General features: G+C 75.0%; 14 protein-coding genes. 5 read left to right on the plus strand and 9 right to left on the minus strand.

Going from position 1 to position 18,567, the window contains the following annotated elements; all coding sequences use genetic code 11:
• Nucleotides 1-27: 27 nt before the first annotated feature.
• The 5 genes from sucD to ACIA8Q_RS08725 form a co-directional block, all read right to left on the minus strand.
• Nucleotides 28-912, minus strand: a complete 885-nt coding sequence (gene sucD, locus ACIA8Q_RS08705) for a succinate--CoA ligase subunit alpha (RefSeq protein ID WP_350573897.1) — start codon at nt 910-912, stop codon at nt 28-30.
• 18 nt (nt 913-930) lie between these two features.
• Nucleotides 931-2,103: an ADP-forming succinate--CoA ligase subunit beta gene (gene sucC / locus ACIA8Q_RS08710; protein WP_387901186.1), complete on the minus strand. Its 1,173-nt coding sequence runs from the start codon at nt 2,101-2,103 to the stop codon at nt 931-933.
• 301 nt (nt 2,104-2,404) lie between these two features.
• Complete coding sequence (locus tag ACIA8Q_RS08715) at nt 2,405-3,571, minus strand: VWA domain-containing protein (RefSeq protein WP_396316925.1); 1,167 nt, start codon at nt 3,569-3,571, stop codon at nt 2,405-2,407.
• Nucleotides 3,572-3,658: 87 nt separating this feature from the next.
• Nucleotides 3,659-6,013, minus strand: a complete 2,355-nt coding sequence (locus ACIA8Q_RS08720; protein WP_360208971.1) for a DUF5682 family protein — start codon at nt 6,011-6,013, stop codon at nt 3,659-3,661.
• Complete coding sequence (locus ACIA8Q_RS08725) at nt 6,010-7,092, minus strand: AAA family ATPase (RefSeq protein WP_360208973.1); 1,083 nt, start codon at nt 7,090-7,092, stop codon at nt 6,010-6,012. The genes ACIA8Q_RS08720 and ACIA8Q_RS08725 overlap by 4 nt, the downstream gene beginning before the upstream one ends.
• Nucleotides 7,093-7,293: 201 nt before the next feature.
• Between ACIA8Q_RS08725 and ACIA8Q_RS08730 the strand changes: the two genes are divergently transcribed.
• Entirely contained in the window at nt 7,294-8,607 is a 1,314-nt protein-coding gene (locus tag ACIA8Q_RS08730) for an SWIM zinc finger family protein (protein ID WP_360208976.1), read from the plus strand.
• An 11-nt stretch (nt 8,608-8,618) separates the two neighbouring features.
• Nucleotides 8,619-10,217, plus strand: coding sequence for a DUF5691 domain-containing protein (locus ACIA8Q_RS08735; RefSeq protein ID WP_360208979.1), 1,599 nt, complete (start codon nt 8,619-8,621; stop codon nt 10,215-10,217).
• A gap of 80 nt (nt 10,218-10,297) precedes the next feature.
• Here the strand turns inward: ACIA8Q_RS08735 and ACIA8Q_RS08740 are convergent, their stop codons facing one another.
• Nucleotides 10,298-10,705 (minus strand): cobalamin B12-binding domain-containing protein, encoded by a 408-nt coding sequence (locus ACIA8Q_RS08740; protein WP_350503520.1) that lies wholly within the window; start codon nt 10,703-10,705, stop codon nt 10,298-10,300.
• 334 nt (nt 10,706-11,039) lie between these two features.
• Here ACIA8Q_RS08740 and ACIA8Q_RS08745 point away from each other — a divergent pair, with 334 nt between their 5' ends.
• Nucleotides 11,040-11,858 (plus strand): M23 family metallopeptidase, encoded by an 819-nt coding sequence (locus ACIA8Q_RS08745; protein ID WP_387901173.1) that lies wholly within the window; start codon nt 11,040-11,042, stop codon nt 11,856-11,858.
• Nucleotides 11,859-11,933: 75 nt separating this feature from the next.
• Here the strand turns inward: ACIA8Q_RS08745 and pcrA are convergent, their stop codons facing one another.
• The 3 genes from pcrA to ACIA8Q_RS08760 all read right to left on the minus strand — a co-directional run bounded on the left by pcrA (nt 11,934) and on the right by ACIA8Q_RS08760 (nt 16,646).
• Complete coding sequence (gene pcrA, locus ACIA8Q_RS08750; RefSeq protein ID WP_360208984.1) at nt 11,934-14,549, minus strand: DNA helicase PcrA; 2,616 nt, start codon at nt 14,547-14,549, stop codon at nt 11,934-11,936.
• An 89-nt stretch (nt 14,550-14,638) separates the two neighbouring features.
• Nucleotides 14,639-15,319 (minus strand): response regulator transcription factor, encoded by a 681-nt coding sequence (locus tag ACIA8Q_RS08755; protein WP_360208987.1) that lies wholly within the window; start codon nt 15,317-15,319, stop codon nt 14,639-14,641.
• Nucleotides 15,312-16,646, minus strand: a complete 1,335-nt coding sequence (locus ACIA8Q_RS08760; RefSeq protein ID WP_387901313.1) for a PspC domain-containing protein — start codon at nt 16,644-16,646, stop codon at nt 15,312-15,314. Before ACIA8Q_RS08760 ends, ACIA8Q_RS08755 begins: the two co-directional genes overlap by 8 nt.
• A gap of 260 nt (nt 16,647-16,906) precedes the next feature.
• Here ACIA8Q_RS08760 and ACIA8Q_RS08765 point away from each other — a divergent pair, with 260 nt between their 5' ends.
• Both ACIA8Q_RS08765 and ACIA8Q_RS08770 read left to right on the plus strand, forming a co-directional pair.
• A complete protein-coding gene (locus ACIA8Q_RS08765) occupies nt 16,907-18,343 on the plus strand; it encodes a PspC domain-containing protein (protein ID WP_396316926.1) in 1,437 nt (478 codons plus the stop codon).
• Complete coding sequence (locus ACIA8Q_RS08770; RefSeq protein WP_387901165.1) at nt 18,340-18,561, plus strand: hypothetical protein; 222 nt, start codon at nt 18,340-18,342, stop codon at nt 18,559-18,561. Before ACIA8Q_RS08765 ends, ACIA8Q_RS08770 begins: the two co-directional genes overlap by 4 nt.
• Nucleotides 18,562-18,567: the final 6 nt, after the last annotated feature.

The following is an 18,567-nucleotide window of genomic DNA, read 5'->3' on the forward strand; positions in this document are numbered from 1 at the left end:
GGGCGCTCGTCGCGCCGCTGACCGAGGTCAGCCGGCGATGATCTCGCGCGCCAGGCGGGCGGTCTCGGACGGCGTCTTGCCGACCTTGACACCGGCGGCCTCGAGGGCCTCCTTCTTCGCCTGGGCGGTGCCCGAGGAGCCGGAGACGATGGCGCCGGCGTGGCCCATGGTCTTGCCCTCGGGGGCGGTGAAGCCCGCGACGTAGCCGACGACCGGCTTGGTGACGTGCTCGGCGATGTAGGCCGCGGCACGCTCCTCGGCGTCGCCGCCGATCTCACCGATCATGACGATGAGCTCGGTCTCCGGGTCCTCCTGGAACGCCTTGAGGGCGTCGATGTGGGTGGTGCCGATGACCGGGTCACCGCCGATGCCCACGGCCGAGGAGAAGCCGATGTCGCGCAGCTCGTACATGAGCTGGTAGGTCAGGGTGCCCGACTTGGAGACCAGACCGATCTTGCCGGAGGTGGTGATGTCGGCCGGGATGATGCCGGCGTTCGACTGTCCGGGGCTGATCAGGCCGGGGCAGTTCGGGCCGATGATCCGGGTCTTGTTGCCCTTCGAGCCGGCGTAGGCCCAGAAGGCGGCGGTGTCGTGCACCGGGACGCCCTCGGTGATGACGACGGCCAGGCCGATCTCGGCGTCGATGGCCTCGATGACGGCGGCCTTGGTGAAGGCCGGCGGCACGAAGAGGACGGAGACGTCGGCGCCGGTCTTCTCCATGGCCTCGGCGACGGAGCCGAAGACCGGGATCTCGGTGCCGTCGACGTCGACCGTGGTCCCGGCCTTGCGCGGGTTGACGCCGCCGACGATCTGGGTGCCCGAGGCGAGCATGCGGCGGGTGTGCTTCATGCCCTCGGCGCCGGTCATGCCCTGGACGATGACCTTGCTGTCCTTGGTAAGGAAGATAGCCATGGTGTTAAGTCCCCTTCCTTACTTGTTGGCCAGCTCGGCGGCGCGGTCCGCGGCGCCGTCCATGGTGTCCACGCGCTGGACCAGCGGGTGGTTGGCGTCGTCGAGGATCTTGCGACCCAGCTCCGCGTTGTTGCCGTCCAGGCGAACGACCAGCGGCTTGGTGACGCTCTCGCCCTTGCTCACGAGGAGCTCCAGGGCCTGCACGATGCCGTTGGCGACCGCGTCACAGGCGGTGATGCCGCCGAAGACGTTGACGAACACCGACTTGACGTCGGGGTCGCCCAGGATGATCTCCAGGCCGTTGGCCATGACCTCGGCGGAGGCGCCGCCACCGATGTCGAGGAAGTTGGCGGGCTTGACGCCGCCGTGGTTCTCTCCGGCGTAGGCGACCACGTCGAGGGTGCTCATGACGAGGCCCGCGCCGTTGCCGATGATGCCGACCTGGCCGTCGAGCTTGACGTAGTTCAGGCCCTTGGCCTTGGCCGCCGCCTCGAGCGGGTTGGCCGCGGCCTTGTCCTCGAGCGCCTCGTGCTCGGGCTGGCGGAACTCGGCGTTCTCGTCCAGGGAGACCTTGCCGTCGAGCGCGATGATCTTGCCCTCACCGGACTTGATCAGCGGGTTGACCTCGACGAGGAGGGCGTCCTCCTTGATGAAGACGGTCCACAGCTTCTGCAGGACCTCGGCGACCTGGTCGGCGACCTCGGCCGGGAACTTCGCCGCGGCGACGATCTCGGCGGCCTTCTCCGGGGTGCAGCCCTCGTTGGCGTCGACCGGGATCTTGGCGAGCGCGTCGGGGTTCTGCTCGGCGACGACCTCGATCTCCACGCCGCCCTCGACGCTGGCCATGGCCAGGAAGGTGCGGTTGGTGCGGTCCAGCAGGAACGAGACGTAGTACTCGTCCTTGATGTCCGCGGTCTGGGCCAGCATCACCTTGTGAACGGTGTGGCCCTTGATGTCCATGCCGAGGATCTGCTCGGCCTTGGCGACGGCGTCCGCCGGGTCGGAGGCGAGCTTCACGCCACCGGCCTTGCCTCGGCCACCCACCTTCACCTGAGCCTTGACGACGGCGCGGCCGCCGAAGCGCTCCGCGATGGCGGCAGCGTCTGCGGCGGTCTCGATGACATCGCCGTCAAGCACGGGCACGCCGTGCTTGGCGAAGAGGTCCCTCGCCTGGTACTCGAACAGGTCCACGTGTTTGTCCTTGTTCGTGGTCGCGGATTGTGTCTCTACGAGCGTGCCACGGCAGGATCTTCGCTGCGGGTCGTCGGGGCGGTGCGGGTACGCAGAGGTACGGCCTTGCGGCCCACACAGCCACGGGCGCACACGTCAATCAACACGCGCGTCACGTCCGTCTGGCAGGTTATCCCCGTACGACGGGACTGTTTCGCCCGGGGCCTTCCCGTCTTGGGTGAGAACCGTCACAGACAGCCTAGAGCGGTGCGGCGCGGGCCCCGCCCACCGGCGGGCGGGTTTAGCGCGTCCGGGTGAATCCTCACACTCCCTGGTCAGGCACCGGGACGGGGCGCTTCTCGATCGCCGCGGCCATGACCTCCGGGAAGGCGTCGGGGGTGCAGGCGAAGGCCGGTGCGCCGAGCGCGGCCAGGGCGGCCGCATGGGCGTGGTCGTACGCGGGCGCACCTTCGTCGGAGAGCGCCAGCAGGGCGATGAACTGCACGCCGGCCGCCTTCATCGCGGCGACCCGCCGCAGCATGCCGTCCCGGATCCCGCCCTCGTAGAGGTCGCTGATCAGCACCACGACCGTCTCGGCGGGCCGGGTGATCCTCGACTGGCAGTAGGCGAGCGCGCGGTTGATGTCGGTGCCGCCGCCCAGCCGGGTGGCGAACAGGACGTCGACCGGATCGGTGAGCTGCTCGGTGAGGTCGACCACCGAGGTGTCGAAGACGACCAGGCGGGTGTCCAGGCTCCGCATCGAGGCGAGCACCGCGCCGAACACCGCCGAGTGCACCACGGACGGCGCCATCGAACCGGACTGGTCGATGCAGAGGATGACGTCCTTGCGCACCGCGTGCCGGGCGCGGGCGTGGCCGACCAGCCGCTCGGGGACGACGGTGCCGTGCTCGGGCAGGTAGTTGCCCAGGTTGGCCCGGACGGTGCGGTCCCAGTCGATGTCGCGGTGGCGGGGCCGGTTCACCCTGGCGCTGCGGTCGAGGGCGCCGCCCACGGTGGCCCTGGTGCGGTCGGCGAGCCGCCGCTCCAGGTCGGCGACCACCTTGCCGACCACGGCCCGGGCGGTCTCCCGGGTGGTCTCGGGCAGCGCGTGCCGGAGCGAGAGCAGGGTGCCGACCAGGTGCACGTCCGGTTCGACGGCCTCCAGCATCTCCGGCTCCAGCAGCAGCCGGTCGAGGCCGAGCCGGGAGATCGCGTCCTGCTGCATCAGCTGGACGACGGTCGACGGGAAGTACTCGCGGATGTCGCCCAGCCAGCGGGCCACCTGCGGGGCCGAGCCGCCGAGCCCGGCACCGCGCCGGCCGCCGCGGGCCGGACGGCCGCCCTCCTCGGGTGCGCCCCGGTAGAGCGCGGCGAGGGCGCCGTCCATCGCGGCGTCCCGGCCGCGCAGGGTGCAGCCGGTGCCGTCGGCCTCGCCGCCGAGCACCAGGCGCCAGCGGCGCAGCCGGTCGTCGGTCGTGGTCGCAGCCATCTCGTCCTCCTTCGACGGGGACAACGGGGGTAAGAGGGGTGACGGGGACACCGGGGGTGACCGGGGGGGCGGCCCGGGGAGGCCGCGTCAGGTGTTGCGCCCGGCAGCCTGCCGGGGGATCCGCGGCCGGACCCCGAGCAGCAGCGCCACCACCGGCACCGCCGCGTCGGCCCGGCCCCGGTCGAGCTCGCCCGGCTGGTCGGCACCGGCCGGGGCCTCGCCCAGCGGGCCGGCCGCCACCCGGCCGCCGATCGTGGTCCGCACGCCCGCCTCCAGCCCGGTGAAGGTGCGGCGCAGCAGCGGCAGGACGTCGGTGAACACCCCGGCGGGGACGCCGCTCACCCACGCGTCGAGCAGGGCGAGCAGCCGCGGGTCGTGCAGCAGCAGGGCTCCGCCGCCGGTGAGGAAGCCCTCGATCCAGCCGGCCGCGTCCAGCGGGGCGCTGGCGGCGGACAGCACCAGGCGCAGCCGCCGGCCGGCCTCGTCGGAGTCGAGCCGGCCGTCGTCCAGCAGCAGCCGGACGGCGCGGCCGCGCAGCAGCCCGGGGACGCCGGTGGCCGGTCCGGCGCTCGGCTCCCGGCGGGCCAGGCCCCGCAGGGTGGCGGCCCAACGCCCGGCCAGGCCGTCCGGGCTCCGGCCGTCGGGGCCCGGGCCGCCGGGCCCGTCCGCGGCGTCCGGGTCGCCCGCGGCGTTCGGGTCGGCCGGTCCGCCCGGCCCGAGCAGGCCGATCGCACCGTGCACCTCGTCGATCCTGACGCGCATGGCCGCAGCGCTCTCGGCGTCCAGCCCCACGCAGGCGGGCGGCAGCCCGACGCAGATCCGGTCGGCGAGCCCTGCGGCCACCGCGCCGAGCGCACCGTGGTCGGTGCCGCGGACGTCGCCGTAGCGCAGCGCCCGCACCAGCGCGGGCAGCGCCCCGGCCAGGTGGGCGACGTCGGTGTCCAGGGCCGCGCAGTCCGCGAGCACCCGCATCACCGCGGGCAGCGCGCCGGGCAGGCCGGCCAGCAGGCAGGTCTCCACCAGGCCCGTCAGCTCGGCGAGTTCGGCCGCCGCGCGGGCGGTGCCGACGGCCTTGCCGGTGGCCGCCTCCTCCACCGTGGTGCCCCACTGGGCGGCCTCGGCGATCCGGACCGCGAACTCGGGCTGCCAGCAGAGCCGCCAGCTCTCCCGGAACGTCCCGGTGGAGTTCACGGCGGACCGGGCGGGCACGCCCCAGTCGACGCCCAGCAGCCGCAGCCGGTGCAGCAGCCGGGAACGGGCCGCGTCGGTGTCCTTGCGCAGGTCGAGGTCCAGGTCCTTGGGCTCGGCCGCGGGCTTGAGCCGCAGCGAGCGCTGCAGCCTGGTGAGGTCCCGCTGGAGCGGCACCGCCGGGGCGGTGTCCGGGACCTCGCCGAGCGCGTCGCCGACGACCAGGCGGTCCCGGACGAGCTCCAGGGCGACGTCCGAGCCCTCGCACAGCACGGCCCGTACGGCATCCAGGGTCTCGGTCAGCCCGGCCAGCGGGCGGCCGCGCATCACCGCGAGGGCCTCGGCGAGCCGGACCGCCTCGATCACGTGGGCGGAGGAGACCGGGTGGTCCTCGGCGCGCAGCAGTTCGGCGGCCCGGGTCAGCCAGCGCGGCACCGGGTCACCCTCGGTGGTGAACAGGTGGTGGTACCAGCCGGGCGACCGCACACCCGCGCCGTAGCCGGCGGCCTGGGAGAGCCTGCGGTGCGTCCACGGCACCCAGGTGACCTCCGTCCGCACCTTCCGGGGCAGTCCGGCGAGCAGCGCCCGGTCGTGCGCGACGCTCGGCGCGGCCGCCAGCGCGGGCACGTGGAACGCCCCGCAGACCACGGCGATCCGGCCGTGCCCGGCCCGGCGGGCGGCGCGGACCTGCTGGCGCATGTAGGCCTCGCGCAGGGTGTCCCGCCGGGACTCGCCGAGGCCCTCCGCCCGCAGCGCCGCCATCGCCTCGGCGACGGCCGCGAACGGGGCCAGCGCGTCCGCACCGGGCGCGCGGTGCTCGACCACGTCCTCCCACCAGCGCTCCGGGTCGTCGTGCCCGGCGGCCTCGGCGAGCAGCGCCAGCGGATCGGCCGCCGGCTCCTCCGGCTCGCCGTCCGCCTCCCCGGCGGCCGGACCGAAACCGTGGCCCGCGGGGAGGTCGATGAAGCGGACCGGCAGCTCCCGCTCGACGGCGTGACGGATCGCCACCCACTCCGGGGAGAACTCGGCGTACGGCCAGAAGGCGGCCTTCGCCGGGTCGTCCACGGCGTGGGCGAGCAGCGCGACCGGCGGCACCAGGCCCGTCCCGGCGGCGAGGTGGAGCAGGCCGTCGGCCTCGGGCGGGCCCTCGATCAGCACCGCGTCGGGCCGCCACTGCTCCAGGGCGGCGGCGACCGCCCGGGCCGAGCCCGGGCCGTGGTGCCGGATGCCGAGCAGCGCGACGTCGGCCGTCATCGCACCTCCTCGCGGGCGGCCCGGTAGAAGTCCTTCCAGCCGTCGCGCTCCCGCACCACGCCCTCCACGTACTCGCGCCAGACCGCGCGGTCCGCGACCGGGTCGCGGACCACGGCGCCGAGGATGCCGGCCGTCACGTCCCCGGCGCGCAGCACGCCGTCACCGAAGTGGGTGGCCAGGGCGAGCCCGTTGGTCACCACCGAGATCGCCTCGGCGGTGGAGAGGGTGCCGCTCGGGGTCTTGACCTTCGTCCGGCCGTCCGCCGTGATCCCGGCCCGCAGCTCGCGGAATACCGTCACCACCCGCCTGATCTCCGCGGCGCCGCCGGGCAGTTCGGGCAGCTCCAGGGAGCGGCCGAGCTGGTTCACCCGGCGGGTGACGATGTCGACCTCCTCCTCCAGCGAACCCGGCAGCGGCAGCACCACGGTGTTGAACCGGCGGCGCAGCGCGCTGGACAGCTCGTTGACGCCGCGGTCGCGGTCGTTGGCGGTGGCGATCAGGTTGAAGCCGCGCACGGCCTGCGTCTCGGAGCCCAACTCCGGTACCGGCAGCGTCTTCTCGGACAGCACGGTGATCAGGGCGTCCTGCACGTCGGCCGGGATCCGGGTCAGCTCCTCGACCCGGGCGATCTTCCCGTCGGCCATCGCCCGCATCAGCGGCGAGGGGACCAGGGCGTCCCGGCTCGGGCCGTGGGTGAGCAGCCGGGCGTAGTTCCAGCCGTACCGGACGGCCTCCTCCGGGGTGCCCGCGGTGCCCTGCACCAGCAGGGTGGAGTCGCCGCTGATCGCCGCGGCCAGGTGCTCGGAGACCCAGGTCTTGGCGGTGCCGGGCACACCGAGCAGCAGCAGCGCGCGGTCCGTCGCCAGGGTGGTGACGGCGACCTCCACCACCCGGCGCGGACCGATGTACTTGGGGGTGACCCGGGTGCCGTCGGGCAGCTCGCCGCCGAGCAGGTACGTCGCCACCGCCCACGGCGAGAGCTTCCAGCGCTCCGGGCGCGGACGGTCGTCCTGCGCGGCCAGGGCGGCCAGTTCGCCGGCGAAGGCGTCCTCGGCGTGCTGCCGCAGAACGTCGGTCATCGGGGGGCTCCTTCGGGTCGGCCGCCGGGTGCACGGGTGCCCCGGCGGCGGGGTGATCGGGGGGAGCCAGGTCGGCGTCCCGGCCTGCGGAACCACCTTGCACCGGGCCACTGACATCACCTGACGGACCGGCGGGCGCCCTCGCGCGCGGGCCGGACGGGCACCCGGGCGATGTCAGTGCCGCCGCCTACCGTCGGTCGCATGGAGGAACGCTGGAGCACCGAACACGTCCTGTCCCTGGCACCTGACGCCGCGTCGCAGAAGGCGGCCGGCAAGCTCTCCTCGCCCGCGCCGTGGTCCGGGGCGGGCACCGACGGCACCGCGGTCTGGGGCGAGTGCCGGGGCAGCGGCAGCACGCCGTACCGCACCGTGGTCGAGCTCGCCACGCCCGCCTACCAGTGCAGCTGCCCCAGCCGGAAGTTCCCGTGCAAGCACGCGCTCGGGCTCCTCCTGCTCTGGACGGGCGCCCCGCAGGCCGTCCCCGCCGCCGAGCCGGCCGACTGGGCGGCCGACTGGCTCCGGGCCCGCGGGGAGCGCGCCGAGAAGCGCGCCGCCGCCCCGGCCGACCCTGCCGCCGCCCGCCGCCGGGCCGAGAAGCGGGGCGCCCGGGTGGCCGCCGGCGCCGCCGAGCTCCGGCTGCGGCTGGCCGACCGGGTCCGGCACGGCCTGGCCGACCAGTCCGCCGCCGGCCCCTGGGAGGCGGTCGCCGCCCGGATGGTCGACGCGCAGGCACCCGGCCTGGCCACCCGGGTCCGCACGCTCGACACCGTCCCCTCCGACCTCCTCCTGGAGGAGTACGCGATGCTCCACCTGCTCGCCACCGCCGCCACCCGCCTCGACGAACTGCCGGCCGACCTCGCCGCGACGGTCCGCACCCGGGTCGGCTACCCCGCCGACACCGCCGAGGTCCTGGCCGGGCCCACCGTCCGCGACCGCTGGCAGGTGCTCGGCAGCCGGACGGTGCAGATGGAAGGGGGCTCCGACGACCGGCTGACCACCCGCCGGGTCTGGCTGCGCGGCGCCAAGACCGGCCGGCCCGCCCTGCTGCTGGCCTTCGGCCGGCCCGGCCAGGCCCCCGACCTCGCCCTGCCCACCGGCCACCTGCTGGAGGCCGACCTCGCCTTCCACCCCGGTGCCCGCCCGCTGCGCGCCGCCCTCGGCACCCGCTACGGCGCCCCCGCCCCCGGCCCGGCCGGCCCGCCCGACGGCCTCGCCGTCGCCGAGGCGGTGGCCGGCTACGGCACCGCCGTCGCCGACGACCCGTGGCTGGAGAGCTGGCCGACCGTCCTCGCCGGGGTCGTGCCGGTCCGCACCCCGGACGGCTGGCACCTGACGGACGGCCACCACACCGTGCCCGTGCACGGCCCTGCCGTCCCCGAGGCGGCGCTGTGGCGGCTGGCCGCGGTCTCCACCGGCCGCCCGCTGACCGTCTTCGGCGAGTACGGCCACCAGGGCTTCGCCCCGGTCACGGCCTGGTCCGGCCAGGACCGCCCGATCGGCCTCACCACTGCGTAGGAGCAACGGACATGACGACCACCCAGGACCCGTGGGAGACCCTGCACACCACCGCGCTGCTCGGCACCGACCGCCGCCCGCTCCCGGCCGCCGCGCTGCCGCTCGCCGACGAGGTCGACCGGTCCGACCCGGCCACCGCCCTGCTGGAGCTGGCCGCGCTCGCCACCGTCCGCCGCCGGGCCGGCGCCCTGCCCGTGCCAGCCGCCGGCCCGCCCGGCCCGCCCGCGCCGGAGGACCGGCGCCCGGTGCTGCCCGAGCCGGCCGCCCGCCGGCTCGCCGTGCTGCTGGCCGGCCGCTCCGGCGGCACCGGCGGCAGCACCCTGGCCAACCTGGCCGAACTGCTCCCGCAGTGGCTCGCCACCGCGCGCGCCCGGGGCCTGCGGCCGCCCGGCGCCCTGGTACCCGGCCTGCTCGACGCCGCCCGGGCCCGCAGCGAACTGCGCCCCGACGCGGTCGCGTTGGCCGGCCCGCTGGGCCGCTGGCTGGCCGAGCAGAACCCCGACTGGCGGTTCGTGCTGCGCACCGCGGGCGATCCGGCCGGACGGCCCGGGCAGCCCGTCGACCACCACCTGTGGCACGAGGGCCTGTTCGCCGAACGGGTCACCCACCTCACCCTGCTGCGCCGCCGGGACCCGGCGGCCGGTCTGGAACTGCTGAGCGGCACCTGGCCCACCGAGCGCGCCGAGGACCGCCTGCTCTTCCTGGACGCCCTGCAGGACGGCCTCTCCGCCGCCGACGAACCGTTCCTGGAGGCCGCCCTCGGGGACCGCAGCAAGAACGTCCGCGCCACGGCCGCCGAGCTGCTCTCCACCCTGCCCGGCTCGGCCCTGGCCCACCGGATGGCCGAGCGCGCGCTGGCCGCCGTCCGCCTCGCCGACGCCGGCACGCACCTGCTGGTCACCCCGCCCGCCGAGTGCGACGCGGCCATGCAGCGCGACGGCATCGCGCCCACCTCCCCCACCGGGCGCGGCGAGCGGGCCTGGTGGTTCGGCGAGGTGGTCGCCGCCGCGCCGCTCGCCACCTGGCCCCGCAGCACCGGTCTGACCCCGGAGCAGCTGCTCGCCCTGCGGGTCGGCGACAGCATCGACGAGACCAGCAGCAGCTGGGCCGACGACCTGCGGGAGGCCTGGGCGCGGGCCGCCGTCCGCCAGCACGACGCCGACTGGGCCCGGGCGCTGCTCGGCCCCGCCCCCGCCCCGCCCGTCCGCGGCTCCGGACGGCCCCGCGCGCCGCGCGCCACCGGTGCCCCGGCCAAGCTGCTGGCCGTCCTCCCGCCCGGGGAGCGGGCCGCCTGGACGGCCGCGTTCATCGAGGTGCACGGCCTCGGCGAGGCCTTCCAGCTGCTGGGCGCCTGCGCCACCCCGTGGACGCCGCCGCTGTCCACCGCCGTGGTGACGGCCCTGGCCCGGGCCGCCGGCTCGGGCGCGTACCCGTGGAGCCACAGCGGGGTGCTCGGGATGACGGAGCGGGCGCTCGCCCCGGAGACGGCGGCCGCCGTGGAGGAGCTGGCCGCCGGGGCCGCCCCGGACTCCGCGTGGTCGGAGACCTTCGCCCGGCTGGCCGGGACCCTGCGCTTCCGGGCGGCGATGCTCGCCGAACTCGGCGGCTGACGCGGCGGAGCGGGCCGCCCCCTCCGGAGGGGGCGGCCCGCTCGGCCGTGCGCGCTACCGCTTCGGGGGAGGGGCGGGCCTCAGCCGGCCGCCCGCAGGTTGGCCTCGACCCAGGCGACGACGTCCCGGGTGGGCGTGCCCGGGGTGAAGATGTCGGCGACGCCCATGGCCTTGAGCTCGGCGATGTCCTCGTCCGGGATGATTCCGCCGCAGAACACCTTGATGTCCTCGGCGTCGCGCTCCTTCAGCAGCTCCAGCACCCGCGCGCACAGCGTCATGTGGGCGCCGGACAGGATCGACAGCCCGATGCCGTCCGCGTCCTCCTGGATCGCGGTGTCGACGACCTGCTCGGGCGTCTGGTGCAGCCCGGTGTAGATGACCTCCATACCGGCGTCGCGCAGGGCGCGCGCAATGACCTTGGCGCCACGGTCGTGACCGTCGAGCCCCGGCTTGGCGACCACCACACGGATCGGCCCCGACACACTCATGACTGCCTCCTGGACATCGTCGTCCACCGTCCGACCGGACCTCGTGGGCCGCGGGCTCGGTTAACGGTCAATAACCAACCTGAGGGGAGGTTAGCGCCACCCGGCCCCGTTGGTCGTGCCACCCCCCAAGAGGAGGGCAAAGTCACAAGCCACCGGCCTTGCTACCAGTGGGTATACCCGTCCGCCGCCGTCCGCACGGACCCCCGGCCGACCCCTTGACAAGCGCTGGTTTTTCGGGGGCGTCGGCCTTGCGACTACAGTCTCGGCTGTTTTCCCCCCGGTTTTCCCCCACGCCCGACGACGCGCCCGAGGCCCACCGAGGAGGCAGCCCCCGATGGCTCCCGAAGCAGCCCGCCCGACCCGTGCGGAGCTGCGCCTCGCGGCCCGCGAGCAGTCCCGCGCCCAGCGCCGCGGCGCCGCCCGGGCCGCCACCCGGACGGCGTTGCTGCGGGTCGCGCTGCCGTCGGTGGCCGCGCTCGGGGTCGCCGCCGCCGCCGCGGCGGTCACCGTGCAGGGCGAGGCCGACCAGCGCGCGCAGGCGGCCGGCCGGGTCCCCCCGCAGTCGACGGCGGCCGACGCCCCGGACGGCACGGCCGCCACGGCCGCGAAGGCGTCCGCGCAGCAGGCGCTCGCCGTCGGCGACCAGGCCCAGGCCTCCCGCGGCGACGCCCGGCAGCCGCTGTCCGGCGCCCAGCCCACCGATGCCACGGCCCCCGGCGCCACCCCGACCGCCCAGCCGACCGCCGAACCCGCCCAGCCCAAGGTGGTCATGCCGGTCGCCCAGCACGGCCTCGGCGAGCTGTTCGGCGAGGCGGGCACCCACTGGGCGAACCGCCACACCGGCATCGACTTCCCGGTGGACGGCGGCACCCAGGTCGTGGCCGTCACGGACGGCACCATCCGCACGCAGTGGAACCCGTCGTACGGCTACATGTCGATACTGAAGATGCCCGACGGCACCGAGGCCTGGTACTGCCACCTGCGGGCGTACAAGGTCCGCAAGGGCCCGGTGAAGCAGGGCGACGTGATCGCCTTCGTCGGCAGCAGCGGCAACAGCACCGGGCCGCACCTGCACTTCGAGATCCGCCCGGCCGGCAGCGGGCCGGTCGACCCGCTGCCGTGGTTCCTCTCGAACGGACTGGACCCCCGCTAGGACCGGACCCCCGCCAGGCCGGACCCCTGCTGGGACCGGCCCCCGCCGGCCCCTGCCCGGCGCCCGGCCCGGGGGTCAGAGCTTCTCCACCGGTGCGTACCGCAGCAGCAGCTGCTTGCGCCCCTCCGTGCCGAAGTCGACGGTGGCCTGGGCCCGGTCGCCGACACCGGTGACGCCCACCACCGTGCCCAGCCCGAAGGTGTCGTGGGTGACGCGGTCCCCGACCGCCAGCGAGACGACGTCCCGCTCGACGACCTTGCCGCCGCGCCGCGCCGACTGCCCCCAGCCCGCCTTCGGGGCGGCCGAGGCGGACGCGGAGGAGCGCTGCCCCCCGCCCCCGGACGAGGACCTGCCCCAGGACGAGCCCGAGGAGAAGCCGCGTGCGGCCGGTGCCTGCGCCGCGCCCGTCCGCTTCCACTCCACCAGGGTGTCCGGGATCTCCTCCAGGAACCGCGAGGCCGGGTTGTAGGCGGGCTGCCCCCAGGCGCTGCGCAGCACCGAGCGGGTCAGGTAGAGCCGCTCCCGCGCGCGGGTGAGCCCCACGTAGGCGAGCCGCCGCTCCTCCTCCAGCTCCTTGACCTGGTTGAGCGCCCGCATGTGCGGGAAGATGCCGTCCTCCATGCCGGTCAGGAAGACCACCGGGAACTCCAGGCCCTTGGCGGTGTGCAGGGTCATCATCGTGATGACGCCCCGGCCCTCCTCGTCCTCGTCCGGGATCTGGTCGGAGTCGGCGACCAGCGCGACCCGCTCCAGGAAGTCGGCGAGCGAGCCGACCGGCGGCGCGCCGTCCTCGCCGGCGTCCGGCCGCTCGCCCGGGTCCTGCTCGTACTCCAGCGCCACCGAGGCGAGCTCCTGGAGGTTCTCCACCCTGGTCTCGTCCTGCGGGTCGGTGGAGGCCTGGAGCTCGGCGAGGTAGCCGGTCTCCTCCAGGACGGCCTCCAGCACCGCGGCCGGGCCGGCGCCCGACTCGACGACCTGCCGCAGACCGGCCAGCAGCACGTTGAACTTCTTCACCGCGTTGGCCGAGCGCGCGGCCATCCCGTACGCCTCGTCGACCCGCAGCAGCGCCTGGGCGAAGGAGATCCGCTCCCGCGCGGCCAGCGCGTCGATCATCGCCTCGGCCCGCTCGCCGATGCCGCGCTTGGGCACGTTGAGGATCCGGCGCAGCGGCACGGTGTCCTCCGGGTTGGAGAGCACCCGCAGGTACGCCAGGACGTCCCGGACCTCCTTGCGCTCGTAGAAGCGCACCCCGCCGACCACCTTGTACGGCAGGCCGACCCGGATGAACACCTCCTCGAACACGCGGGACTGGGCGTTGGTCCGGTAGAAGATCGCGACGTCGCCGGGCTTGGCGTCGCCCGCGTCGGTGAGCCGGTCGATCTCGTCGGCGATGAACTGGGCCTCGCCGTGCTCGTCGTCCGCGACGTAGCCGACGACCTTCTCGCCGTGCTCGCCGGCCGTCCAGAGCTTCTTCTCGCGCCGGTTGGCGTTGCGCTCGATGACGGAGTTGGCGGCGCTCAGGATGGTCTGCGTGGAGCGGTAGTTCTGCTCCAGCAGGATCGTGGTCGCGTTCGGGTAGTCCTCCTCGAACTGGAGGATGTTGCGGATCGTCGCGCCGCGGAAGGCGTAGATCGACTGGTCCGCGTCACCGACCACGCACAGCTCGGCGGGCGGCACCTCGGCGAGGTGGGCGGCGGCCGGGTTCACGAAGTCCCCGTCGACGGTGCGCCTGGGCGCGGCGGCGACGGAGCCCCCGCTCAGCTCCCGGACCAGCATGTACTGGGCGTGGTTGGTGTCCTGGTACTCGTCGACGAGGATGTGCCGGAACCGCCGCCGGTAGTGCTCCGCGACGTCGGGGAAGGCCTGCAGCAGGTTCACCGTCGTCATGATGATGTCGTCGAAGTCCAGCGCGTTGGCCTCGCGCAGCCGCCGCTGGTAGAGGGCGTACGCCTCGGCGAGCTTCTTCTCCATCGGGTTGGCGGCCTGGTCGGCGAAGGTCTCCTCGTCGATCAGCTCGTTCTTGAGGTTGCTGACCTTCGCCGTGAAGGACTTCGGCGGGAACTGCTTCGGGTCCAGGTCGAGGTCGCGGCAGACCAGCGACATCAGGCGCTGCGAGTCGGCCGAGTCGTAGATCGAGAAGCTGGAGGTGAAGCCCAGCAGCTTGGACTCGCGGCGCAGGATCCGCACGCACGCGCTGTGGAAGGTGGAGACCCACATCGCCCGGGCCCGCGGGCCGACCAGGGCCTCGACGCGCTCGCGCATCTCGCCGGCGGCCTTGTTGGTGAAGGTGATGGCCAGGATCTCGCCGGGCTGCACGCCGCGGGCGCCGAGCAGGTGGGCGATCCGGTGGGTCAGCACCCGGGTCTTGCCGGAGCCGGCGCCGGCCACGATGAGCAGCGGCGAACCCGCGTGCAGCACCGCCTCGCGCTGCGGGTCGTTCATGCCCTCCAGCAGCTGCGCCGGGTCCACCACCGGGCGGGCGGCGCCGTTGCGGTACCAGGCGTCCCGCTCGGCCTCGGCGGCGTGGTCGGTGTGGAACAAGCCGTCCGGGATCGCCTCCTCGTAGGCGTCGTACGGGACGTCGCCCTCGTACGGCGGAGGCTCCTCGTCGATGGGTGCGGCGGGCTGCTTCGACCCGGCGGCGGGGGCCTCGAAACCGGGGAGCGGGAGGTCGTCAAAGAGGCTACTCATGGCACTCCGAGTCTATGGCCACCCACCGACAAGCCCGCCCGGCCCGTACGGAACGGGCCGGGCGGGCTCGACGGGGCCCGGGTGCGGGCTCAGACCAGGCGGCGGGCGGTGGCCCAGCGGGTCAGCTCGTGCCGGTTGCTGAGCTGCAGCTTCCGCAGCACGGCGGAGACGTGGCTCTCCACCGTCTTCACCGAGATGAACAGCTGCTTGGCGATCTCCTTGTAGGCGTACCCGCGCGCGATCAGGCGCAGGACCTCGCGCTCGCGCTGGGTGAGCCGGTCCAGGTCCTCGTCGACCGGCGGGGTGTCCGTCGCGGCGAAGGCGTCCAGCACGAAGCCGGCCAGCCGCGGCGAGAACACCGCGTCGCCGTCCGCGATCCGGAAGACCGCGTTGACCAGGTCGGTCCCGGTGATGGTCTTGGTGACGTAGCCGCGGGCACCGCCGCGGATGACGCCGATGACGTCCTCGGCGGCGTCCGACACCGACAGCGCCAGGAACTTGACCGCTCCCCCCGCCTCGCCCATCAGCCCGGCCGAGCGGCGCAGCACCTCGACGCCGCCGCCGCCGGGCAGGTGGACGTCGAGCAGCACCACGTCCGGCCTGGTCTCGGCGACGACCCGGACCGCCGACTCCACGTCGTCGGCCTCGCCGACCACGTCGATGCCGGTCACGTCGGTGCGGCCGATCTCGGCCCTGACCCCCGTCCGGAACATCCGGTGGTCGTCCACCAGGACGACCCTCGCCGTGCGCTCCGGAGCTGCCTCAGTCATTCGTTCTCTCCATCTCCAGCTCGACCTCGGTCCCGCCGTCCGGCGCGGGCCGCACCCGTGCGGTGCCGCCGTTGCGCTTCATCCGGCCGATGATCGACTCCCGTACGCCCATCCGGTCCTCCGGCACCGTGTCGGGGTCGAAGCCGGGGCCGTGGTCGCGGACGAACACCATCACGGTCCTCCCCTCGACCTCGGCGTAGACCTGGACCGGTCCCCCGCCACCGTACTTGGCCGCGTTGACGGTCGCCTCCCTCGCGGCCTGCATCTGTGCCGCGATCCGCTCGTCCATCGGGCAGTCGCCGACGATCACCAGCTCGACCGGGACGCCGTGCCGGTCCTCCACCTCCGCCACGACGGCCCGCAGGCTCTCCGCCATGGTGTCCGGGGCGGCCTCCGCGGCGGCCTCCGGGCGGTACAGCCAGAGCCGCAGCTCGCGCTCCTGGGCGCGGGCCAGCCGCAGCACCTCCTTGGGGTCCTCGGCCCGACGCTGGATCAGGGTCAGGGTGTGCAGCACCGAGTCGTGCACGTGCGCGGCGATCTCGGCCCGCTCCTGGGCCCGGATGCGGGCGGTGCGCTCGGCGCCGAGGTCCTGCCACAGGCGCAGCCCGTACGGGCCGAGCAGGACCAGCACCCCTGCGAGCACCGCGAGCGAGGCCTCGACGACCGACCCGAGGGTCGAGCCGCTGCCCTGCACGGCGAGGAAGGCGATGGTGCCGCCCACCACGAGCAGCACGCCGACGCCGACCCGGGTGTAGGCGCCGCGGCGCCGGTCGCCCTCCTCCAGGCCGAACCAGCGCTGCCAGCGCGAGTCGTCGGCCTGCCGCCAGACCAGCGCGACGCCGACGCCGATCGCGAGCAGCGGCCAGGTGTACGGCTTGGCGGTCTGCACGCCCAGCACGTTCAGCAGCGCGATCAGGCCGATCACCGTGATCACCAGGGCGGCGAGCTGGCCGAGCCCGCCCTGACCGGGGCGGCCGCCGGGCGCGGCGCCCTCCCCCTCCGCGGCCGGCGCGGCCGGTTCGCCCTGCAGCGCGTGCTGCAGCAGCTCGCGCAGCCGGCCGAGCCAGCCGCCGCGGCCGCCCTTGGTCAGCGCCCCGCCCTGCTGCTGCCCCTGGCCGGTCGGGACGAAGCCGCCGTTGACGTACACCCAGTGCGCGCCGCCGCGCTGCGCCGGCTCGCCGATGCCGATCGGCACCACGAACCAGAACGCCGCGTACAGCAGGGCGCCGATGCCCTGCGCGAAGAACAGCAGCACGAACGCCAGCCGGACCCACCGCACCGGCAGCCCGAGGTGCACCGCGAGGCCGTGCGCCACACCGCCGAGCATCCGTCCCTGCGGGCTGCGGTAGAGCCGTCGGTAGGGCGGCCGCCCGCCGTCGGGCACGCTCGGGTCGGTGCCCGCCGACGCGGTGTCGGGGGCGAGGGGTCGGGGATCGGTACCGGGTGCTGCCACGGCACCGATGGTTCCACGCTCGCGCACGCGGGCGCATCAGGGTGTGTCCCTAAGCCCTTCTCAGGGACGGGTCAGGGTACGGACAGGGCTCCCACCGGTTGGGCGGGCCGGGCCCAGCCGGGAGGATGGTGCCCATGACCGAGGACCACCGCATCGAGGAGGCCGGGCCCGCCGCCCCGCCGGAACCGGACCGCCCGCCGCTGACCAGGGCACGGCACCACCGCGTGGTGGCCGGTGTCTGCGGCGGTCTCGGACGGCACCTGGACATCGACCCGGTGGTCTTCCGGGTCGTCATCGTGGTGCTCTGCCTCTCCGGCGGCCTCGGGCTCTTCCTGTACGGCCTGGCCTGGCTGGTCGTCCCGACCGAGCCGGTGCCGGACGGCCGGGGCGAGGACCGGCAGGGGCGCACCGAACTCCAGCGGGTGCTCACCGGCCGGGTGGACGGCCAGTCGGTCGGCGCGGTGCTGCTGACCGTGATCGGCACCGGGGTGTTCTTCTCCTCGATGGGCGACGACGGCCAGCTCTTCCCGCTGCTGCTGCTCGCCGGCCTGGTCTTCCTGGCGGTGCGCTACGACCCCGAGCGGCGCCGCGGCCGGGTGCGCGGACGCCGCCGCGGCGGCCCGTACGACCGGCACTTCCCCGAGGACGACCAGGGCGGCCACCCCTGGTCCCGGCCGGAGGAGGACGCGGCCGCCCGCGCCCGGCACGCCGCCGCGCAGGCCGCCGGCACGGTGCCCGCCGACTCCCCGGCCCCCGGCCCGAGCGGCTACCTGTGGGACCCGCGCCACCCCGACCGCAACCCCTACGGCGGCACCGGCACCCCGCCGTACGGCACCCCGGTGCCGCCCGCCGGCGGCCCGGCCCAGCCCTGGTGGCAGCGCGCCGACCTGCCCGAGGGCGATCCGCTGCGCAAGGACGGCCCGCCCCGCCGGCCGCGGCCCGCCGCCGTCCGGCACCCGCGGGAGCGCTCCGCGCTGGGGTTCTTCGGCCTGCTGCTGGCGATCGGCGCGGGCGCCGCGGTCTGGTCCGCCTCGGTCGGCCACACCGATCTCGGCGTGCTGAGCACGACGGTGCTGGCCACCGCGCTGCTGGTGGTCGGTCTGACCCTGCTGCTCGGCGCGAAGTTCGGCCGGGCCCGCAAGCTCGCGGCGATCGGCCTGCTGATCACCCTGGCGCTGACCTTCGTCGGCCACTCCCCGGACTCCGTGCGCGACGCGGTCGGGCGGCGCGACTTCACCGTCACCGCGACGACCGACCTGGCGCCCAAGTACACCCTCGGCGCCGGCGAGCTCCACCTCGACCTGAGCGCGCTGGACACCACCGGCGCGACCCTCACCAGCCGCGCCGAGCTGGGCGTCGGCGAACTGACCGTGGTGCTGCCGCCGGACGCGACGGTGAACCTGGTGACCCGGACGGGCCTCGGCAACGTCTCCGTCCCGGGCGGCCGCGACGACGGCACCGGTCGCCACACCTACCTGCTGCAACCCGTCGGCGGTCAGGCGTCCAAGGGCACGATCGACCTGGAACTCTCGGTCGGCCTCGGCAACATCAAGGTGGAGGTCCAGCAGTGAGGAAGCACCGGCTCGACCCGTTCTCGCTGATCGCGGGCGGACTGTTCACCACGATCGCCGTGCTCTACCTGGTCGCGGCGCTCAACGACCAGACCGTGAACGGCCGGATCGTCATCCCGGTCACCTTCCTCGTGCTCGGCCTCGGCGGCCTGGTCGGCGCCGTCGCCGCGGTCGCCCGGCGCAACCGCGGCGACGGCGGCGAACGCGACGGCGGGTGACCGTGG

This window comes from Kitasatospora sp. NPDC051705 (genome assembly GCF_044453265.1).
Lineage (GTDB): Bacteria > Actinomycetota > Actinomycetes > Streptomycetales > Streptomycetaceae > Kitasatospora.

What these genes read in the sequence shown, in the direction of transcription:
- sucD (WP_350573897.1), bottom strand. Translation starts at nt 912, where the DNA reads ATGGCTATCTTCCTTACCAAGGACAGCAAGGTCATCGTCCAGGGCATG.
- ACIA8Q_RS08715 (WP_396316925.1), bottom strand. Translation starts at nt 3,571, where the DNA reads ATGGCTGCGACCACGACCGACGACCGGCTGCGCCGCTGGCGCCTGGTG.
- ACIA8Q_RS08720 (WP_360208971.1), bottom strand. Translation starts at nt 6,013, where the DNA reads ATGACGGCCGACGTCGCGCTGCTCGGCATCCGGCACCACGGCCCGGGC.
- ACIA8Q_RS08725 (WP_360208973.1), bottom strand. Translation starts at nt 7,092, where the DNA reads ATGACCGACGTTCTGCGGCAGCACGCCGAGGACGCCTTCGCCGGCGAA.
- ACIA8Q_RS08730 (WP_360208976.1), top strand. Translation starts at nt 7,294, where the DNA reads ATGGAGGAACGCTGGAGCACCGAACACGTCCTGTCCCTGGCACCTGAC.
- ACIA8Q_RS08735 (WP_360208979.1), top strand. Translation starts at nt 8,619, where the DNA reads ATGACGACCACCCAGGACCCGTGGGAGACCCTGCACACCACCGCGCTG.
- ACIA8Q_RS08740 (WP_350503520.1), bottom strand. Translation starts at nt 10,705, where the DNA reads ATGAGTGTGTCGGGGCCGATCCGTGTGGTGGTCGCCAAGCCGGGGCTC.
- ACIA8Q_RS08745 (WP_387901173.1), top strand. Translation starts at nt 11,040, where the DNA reads ATGGCTCCCGAAGCAGCCCGCCCGACCCGTGCGGAGCTGCGCCTCGCG.
- pcrA (WP_360208984.1), bottom strand. Translation starts at nt 14,549, where the DNA reads ATGAGTAGCCTCTTTGACGACCTCCCGCTCCCCGGTTTCGAGGCCCCC.
- ACIA8Q_RS08755 (WP_360208987.1), bottom strand. Translation starts at nt 15,319, where the DNA reads ATGACTGAGGCAGCTCCGGAGCGCACGGCGAGGGTCGTCCTGGTGGAC.
- ACIA8Q_RS08760 (WP_387901313.1), bottom strand. Translation starts at nt 16,646, where the DNA reads ATGCTCGGCGGTGTGGCGCACGGCCTCGCGGTGCACCTCGGGCTGCCG.
- ACIA8Q_RS08765 (WP_396316926.1), top strand. Translation starts at nt 16,907, where the DNA reads ATGACCGAGGACCACCGCATCGAGGAGGCCGGGCCCGCCGCCCCGCCG.